The sequence below is a fragment of the Sporosarcina sp. E16_8 genome (assembly GCF_017347095.1).
Lineage (GTDB): Bacteria > Bacillota > Bacilli > Bacillales_A > Planococcaceae > Sporosarcina.
This window is the reverse complement of sequence record NZ_JADPRZ010000102.1, coordinates 1-2,803: the sequence shown is the minus strand read 5'-3', so window position 1 is coordinate 2,803 and position 2,803 is coordinate 1. Positions and strand designations below refer to the sequence as shown.

Sequence of the window (2,803 nt, the reverse complement as noted above, 5' to 3'; positions counted from 1 at the left end):
GCTCCAGTTGTTCCGGTTGCTCCCGTTGTTCCAGTTGAACCAGTTGCTCCGGTTGCTCCCGTTGCTCCGGTTGTTCCAGTTGAACCAGTTGCTCCGGTTGTTCCAGTTGAACCAGTTGTTCCGGTTGTTCCGGTTGCTCCAGTTGCTCCGGTTGCTCCAGTTGCTCCGGTTGCTCCGGTTGCTCCGGATGGTCCGGTTGCTCCGGTTGCTCCGGTTGCTCCTGTAGCCCCGGTGTTGCCCGTTACTCCGGTTGCTCCGGTTGCTCCAGTTTCACCTGTAGCCCCAGTTGTGCCGGTTGCGCCAGGATCGCCTGTTGCTCCAGTTTCACCTGTAGCCCCAGTTGGTCCGGTTGCTCCAGTATCACCTGTTGCTCCAGTTGGTCCGGTTGCGCCAGTATTGCCTGTAGTTCCAGTTGGTCCGGTTGCGCCAGGATCGCCTGTTGCTCCAATTGGTCCGGTTGTACCAGTATCGCCTGTTGCCCCAGTATTGCCCGTCACTCCGGTTGCGCCAGTTTCACCTGTAGCCCCAGTTGGTCCGGTTGCACCAGGATTTCCTGTTGCTCCAGTTGGTCCGGTTGTGCCAGTATCGCCTGTTGCCCCAGTATTGCCCGTCACTCCGGTTGCGCCAGTTTCACCTGTTGCTCCAGTATTGCCCGTCACTCCGGTTGCGCCAGGATCGCCTGTTGCTCCAGTTGCGCCAGTTTCACCTGTAGCCCCAGTTGGTCCGGTTGCACCAGTATCGCCTGTTGCTCCAGTTGGTCCGGTTGTGCCAGGATCGCCTGTTGCTCCAGTTGGTCCGGTTGTGCCAGGATCGCCTGTTGCTCCAGTTGCGCCAGTTTCACCTGTAGCCCCAGTTGGTCCGGTGGCACCTGGATCGCCTGTTGCTCCAGTTGGTCCGGTTGTTCCGGTTGCCCCAGTTGCTCCAGTTTCACCTGTTGCTCCCGTTGTTCCGATTGCCCCAGTATCGCCGGTTGCTCCGGTTGTTCCAGCTGTTCCGGTTGCTCCAGTATCGCCGGTTGCGCCAGTTTCACCATTTGCTCCCGTTGTTCCGGATGCTCCGGTTGCTCCTGTATCTCCGGTTGCTCCGGTTGCTCCGGTTGCTCCGGTTGCTCCGGTTGCCCCAGTATCGCCTGTTGCCCCGGTTGGTCCAGGTGGTCCTGTTGTACATTTCATTTTACGGAAACTGTTGTTATTACAAGGAACAATACACTTCCTATTATTACAACATTTTTTTTCATAGTTGTAAAATTTCATTTTTTCACCCCATTTCTATAACATCCTATTCGAGTAATAGAAGGGGGGACGGGCATTCAACTACGTGCATAAAATAATAGTTAAGTAAATGTGACATAAAGGCGGGGGATTTCTTTAATATTTATCCATATGGTGACAATGCACATCATAACTATAAACGAAATTTCCCCATTACTCCGCATACACCTTTTTTGCATTGAACGCCTTGAATTACCCTTATTTGTATATTGCGAAGTTTGTCCTACAATGTATTCAACACCAATAAAATGCATAAAAAGCACAATGTACCTTATGAAGAAATGATCATTCTTTATCGTTTAAAGGTTTATTGGATTTCTCATAGAACAGAAATAATTGTTTAATCAAAGGACGAGTAATTCAAATATACATATAGAGTGACAATGAGGGGGCAAGGCACGGTTACAATTAGTTTATGTATGATCGTTAAAAACGAAGTAGATACGAATGCCAGTTGTTTAGAATCTGTTAAGGATATTGTTGACGAAATCAATATCGTGGATACAGGTTCAACCAATCAAACGATAGAGGTCCTAAAAATGTACACCAACCGTATTTATGATTTTGAATGGGTCTATAATTTTGCAGAGGCAAGAAATTATGCTTTCAAACAAGCAACAAAAGATTTCATTTTACGGTTGGATGCAGACGATGTATTTTCTCCACATAATCATGAAAAATTTAAAAAATAAAAAAGAATCTCGATTTATCAATAGACTCAGTGGCGAAAGACTATAACCTCTTTGAGCGGATTGAAAATGGAGATCACTGAATTGCTTCCTATTACATAGATGACTCAAAGTTTATTGTTTTATTATTGGGGATGGCAAGGCAAGTGCCAACCCCTTGTATTTTACTGAACTTCAATAATTGAAACAGAACCATCAGACAAAGTGGTAGTTGCAGATCCATTATAAATAAAATCTAATGTAATGGCACCTGCGGTAGCATTAGCTAAGAACGTTCCTGATACGCTAACATTAGGATCTAAAGTTCCGGTAACTGATTTACCTGAAAAACGACTTTGAAATACCGTATTAAATCTTGGTGTAACAGTAATATTTCCAATTATAGAACTAGTTGCTCTGAAAGTATACGAAACCAAATAAATGTGCCCAGTTGCTAGTACAAAGGTTGTGGTTGTAGGGTGAGTAATGTCAGTGCCATTAATAAACGTGGTTGAATACGAAATGGCTGTGCCATTTGCTACAGATGTTACATTAACACTAAATAGTCCGTTTTGTATTAATGCACCTGCCCCAGTAGCACCGGTAGTTCCCGTAGCACCTGTTGCTCCAGTGGCTCCAGTTGATCCGGTTGACCCGGTTACTCCAGTTGCTCCGGTTACTCCAGTATCACCAGTTGCTCCGGTTGTTCCTGTATCACCTGCATCACCAGTTGCCCCAGTTGTTCCAGTTGTTCCAGTTGCCCCAGTATCGCCTGTCGATCCGGTTGCTCCAGTATCGCCTGTTGTTCCGGTTGCTCCAGTTTCACCAGTTGCTCCAGTTTCACCAGTTGCTCCAGTTGCTCCA

Annotated in this window: 2 protein-coding genes and 1 pseudogene; 1 reads left to right on the top strand and 2 read right to left on the bottom strand. The window is 46.7% G+C overall.

Annotated features, from left to right (window positions below; genetic code table 11):
* Positions 1–1,253, bottom strand: a 1,253-nt coding sequence (locus tag I2484_RS20880) for a collagen-like domain-containing protein (RefSeq protein WP_207152971.1), incomplete at its 3' end; no start/stop codon positions are given.
* Between the two features lie 401 nt (positions 1,254–1,654).
* On the opposite strand from I2484_RS20880, the gene I2484_RS20875 reads away from it, so the two are divergent.
* Entirely contained in the window at positions 1,655–1,963 is a 309-nt protein-coding gene (locus tag I2484_RS20875) for a glycosyltransferase (RefSeq protein ID WP_255551643.1), read from the top strand.
* Between the two features lie 161 nt (positions 1,964–2,124).
* On the opposite strand, the pseudogene I2484_RS20870 reads toward I2484_RS20875, so the two are convergent.
* Positions 2,125–2,803: pseudogene (locus I2484_RS20870) on the bottom strand (exosporium protein); the annotation flags it as partial.